Source organism: Marivita sp. S2033, from assembly GCF_046592965.1.
GTDB lineage: Bacteria > Pseudomonadota > Alphaproteobacteria > Rhodobacterales > Rhodobacteraceae > Marivita.
Map to the genome: position 1 here is coordinate 1 of NZ_JBISBV010000030.1, position 3573 is coordinate 3573.

General features: G+C 68.7%; 3 protein-coding genes. 1 reads left to right on the forward strand and 2 read right to left on the reverse strand.

Translation table 11 applies throughout. The features are described 5' to 3' along the window. Positions 1–699 (reverse strand): DUF2793 domain-containing protein (locus ACGKZZ_RS17050; protein ID WP_411224717.1); only part of this gene is annotated, 699 nt, incomplete at its 3' end. 165 nt (positions 700–864) lie between these two features. On the opposite strand from ACGKZZ_RS17050, the gene ACGKZZ_RS17055 reads away from it, so the two are divergent. Further along, positions 865–2241 carry a phosphomannomutase gene (locus ACGKZZ_RS17055; protein ID WP_411224718.1) on the forward strand — a complete coding sequence of 459 codons (1377 nt, stop codon included), beginning with the start codon at positions 865–867 and terminating at the stop codon, positions 2239–2241. A gap of 7 nt (positions 2242–2248) precedes the next feature. Here the strand turns inward: ACGKZZ_RS17055 and ACGKZZ_RS17060 are convergent, their stop codons facing one another. Continuing rightward, entirely contained in the window at positions 2249–3571 is a 1323-nt protein-coding gene (locus tag ACGKZZ_RS17060; protein ID WP_411224719.1) for a mannose-1-phosphate guanylyltransferase/mannose-6-phosphate isomerase, read from the reverse strand. Positions 3572–3573: the final 2 nt, after the last annotated feature.

A 3573-nucleotide genomic window follows, 5' to 3' on the forward strand; every position in this document is an offset into this window, starting at 1 on the left:
GAGATAGCCATCGCCCGCCCGCACCAGGGCGGCAGGATTGGCATCCTCCGGCCCGCTGCTCACCGCCGCCCCGCTGGCCGCGCCACTGGCGGGATCAAAGCGCAGGGCGGTGGTCCAGTCGGTGCCATCGCTCACCTTGATCGAGAACGCGTCCTCGCCCGCCAACCCCATCTCGGCATATCCCGTCCAGCCCGACTGGAAGAGCAGGCTCGACGTGTCGCCCGCGCCCGCCTTGTTGAGCTTGAGCCGGTGGCCCGCGCCCTCGTGGCTCAGCACCGTGCCGGGGGCGGCCACCGCCAGCCGCGCCTCCGGATCGGGCGGGGTGCCAAGGCCCAGCCGGTCGGGCAGGGCGGTGGCACCGGTCGCGCCCTGCCAGGCGCCGCTTTGCCAGACTGCCTCCGCGCCCTCATCCTCGATCCAGGCGCGCCAGCCGGGATTGGGCGCAAGGAAGATCCATCCGCCGCCCTGCGCCAATGCAACCGCGTGATCCTGCCCCGCCCAGACGCCCGCCGCGCCGCCCGCCACGATGAAGCGCGCGCCCGGCGCGGCGCTCTCGGGCGGCTCGGTAAGGCTGCGGCTTTGCACCGACAGCTGCACCAGCGCATCGAGCGCGCGCAGCGCCTCGTTATGGGTGACGTGTTTCTGCGCCTGCGACGGCTGGATATAGGGCAGGGACAGGATCGGAGTGGTCTGTGACATGGGTGCGGCCTTTCATGCGATGCTCTGGCCGGACGCTAGGGGCGCATTGGTAAAGGCAGTCTGACTGCACCGCGCGTTGCGCAAGGGACCGCGCGGCCTTCGTCTTGCGCCCCGCGCCCTGCCAAGGGCATAGAGGCGCGACGCCACTTGCGAAAAGGACATCCCATGCCCCCCAAATTCGGCACCAGCGGCCTGCGCGGCCTTGTGAGCGATCTGACCCCGGATCTGGTGGCCGATTACACGCGCGCCTTCCTGCGTGCCTGCCCGCATGGCGGCGCGGTGCATGTGGGGCAGGATTTGCGCGAATCCTCGCCCGACATCGCGGCGGCGGTAATCGGGGCGGTGCGCGGGGCGGGGCTGGACGCGGTCGATCACGGCGCGCTGCCCACCCCGGCGCTGGCGCTGGCGGCGATGCGGGCGGGGCAGGCGGCGGTGATGGTCACCGGCAGCCATATCCCGGCCGATCGCAACGGGCTGAAATTCTACCTGCCCGGCGGAGAGATCGCGAAATCGGATGAGCAGGCCATTCTTGCCGCGCTCGGATCAGGCTCTGAACCGGGGCAAACGGGTGGTTACCGGCGCGAGAAGGGCGCGCTGGCGGCTTACGTTTCGCGCTATGTGGAGGCGGTCGGCACTGAGGCGCTGGCGGGCTGGCGCATCGGCGTCTACGAGCACAGTTCGGTGGCGCGCGATGCGCTGGCCGAGGCATTGGGTCAGATGGGCGCAACAGTGGTGCGGCTGGCGCGGGCCGATCACTTCATCCCGGTCGATACCGAAGCGGTGGATGCGGGGACCCGCGACATGCTCAAGGACTGGTGCGCCGAGCATCGGCTCGATGCGCTGGTCTCCACCGATGGCGATGCCGACCGGCCGATGGTGGTGGATGCGGGCGGACATCTGGTGCCGGGTGACGTGCTGGGGCCGCTGACGGCGCGCAGCCTCGGGGCGGAGGTGATTGCAACGCCGGTCTCGTCGAACACGATGGTGGATCACATGGGCTTTGCGCAGGTCACGCGCACGAAGATCGGCTCGCCTTATGTCATCGCGGCGATGGAAGACGCGGGCGGCAAGGTCGTCGGATACGAGGCCAATGGCGGCTTACTTCTGGGATTTGCGGCGCAGGGTCCGGCGGGGGAGATCGCACCGCTGATGACGCGCGATTGCCTCTTGCCGATCGTGGCACCCCTGGCAATGGCGCGGGCAAAAGGCGTGAGTTTGGCCGAATTGGTCTCTGATCTGCCGCAACGCTTCACCGCTGCCGACCGGATCGCGGGGATCGCCACCGAGGCGTCGCACGCCTTCATCGCGGAATTGACAGGCAACGCCGAGGCGCGAGCGGCGTTTTTCGCGGATCGCCCCGAAGAGACCGGATGCGATCTCACCGACGGGCTGCGCGTGGGTTTTGCCGACGGTTCGGTGATCCATCTGCGCCCCTCGGGCAATGCGCCGGAATTCCGCTGCTACGCCGAAGCAGAGACTGTTTCGCGCGCCGAGACGCTGATGCGCGAGACACTGGCGGCGGTGGCGGCGCGGCTCGCCTGAGCCGCTCTCAGGTCCGCGCGTAGATATCCTCGTAGCGGATGATGTCATCCTCGCCCAGATAGGTGCCCGTCTGCACCTCGATCAGCACCATCGGCACCTTGCCGGGATTCTCCATCCGGTGCACCGCGCCGAGCGGGATATAGACCGACTGGTTCTCGCTCAAGAGCCGCACATCATCATCCACGGTGACGCGCGCGGTGCCCGCCACCACGATCCAGTGTTCGGAGCGGTGGACATGGCTTTGCAAGCTGAGTGACGCGCCGGGATGGACATGGATGCGTTTCACCTGGAAGCGGTTTGCCAGAATGAGCGTCTCAAACCAGCCCCAGGGGCGGTGATCGACCGGCAGTTGCACCGCCTGTTTCGCGCCGCGCGCTTTCAGCGTGTCGACGGCGCGGCGCACGCTCTGGCTGTCGGACATGTCGGCCACCAGCACCGCGTCGCGCATCGCAACGGCGACCACGTTTTTCAGCCCGATGCCGACCAGTTCGATCTCGTCGGATTCCGAGCGCAGCAGCGTGTTCTCGCACTCGATGGCGGTGGCCAGCCCCGCCAGCGCGTTGCCAGCGCCGTCCTGCGCGCTTTCCTGCCACACCGCTTCCCAGCTTCCCAGATCGGACCAGCCGCCGGCAAAGCGCACGACAGAGACATTGCCCGCCTGCTCCATCACCGCGTAGTCAATGCTTTCGGCCCGCACCTGCCCCCAGAGATCGGGATCGATGCGCAGAAAGCCCAGATCGGGTTCGGCGGCCGCCATCGCGGCGCGTGTGCCGGCCAGAATGTCGGGGGCGTGGTCCTCAAAGGCGGTGATCAGCGTGTCGGCGCGGGTGAGGAAGAGCCCTGCGTTCCACAGGTGTTTTTCATCGGCGAACAGCGCCTCGGCCTTGGTCGCATCGGGTTTTTCGATGAACCGCTCCAGCGCGTTCACGCCCGGATGGGTCTCCTGCCCCGCCTCCAGCCAGCCATAGCCGGTCTCGGCGCGGGTGGGCTGGATGCCGAAGGTGACGATCTGGCCCTGCGCGGCCGCCGGTGCGCCGGTCATCACCGCGTCGCGAAAGGCGGCGTCGTCGGGAATGGCGTGATCGGCGGGCACCAGCAGCATCAGCGCCGAAGGATCGCTTGCCGCCAGATGCAGCGCGGCGGCGGCCGCGGCGGGCGCGGTGTTGCGCCCCTCCGGCTCGATCAGGATACCGGCGGCGCGGATGCCGCAATGATCGAGCTGTTCGGCCACGATAAAGCGAAAGCCGTCGCCGGTCACCGCCAGCGGCGCGGCAAAGCCCTCGCCCGCCACGCGCCTGGCGGCTTCCTGAAACAGGCTCTCTTCGCCCAGGA

What these genes read in the sequence shown, in the direction of transcription:
- ACGKZZ_RS17055 (WP_411224718.1), top strand. Translation starts at nt 865, where the DNA reads ATGCCCCCCAAATTCGGCACCAGCGGCCTGCGCGGCCTTGTGAGCGAT.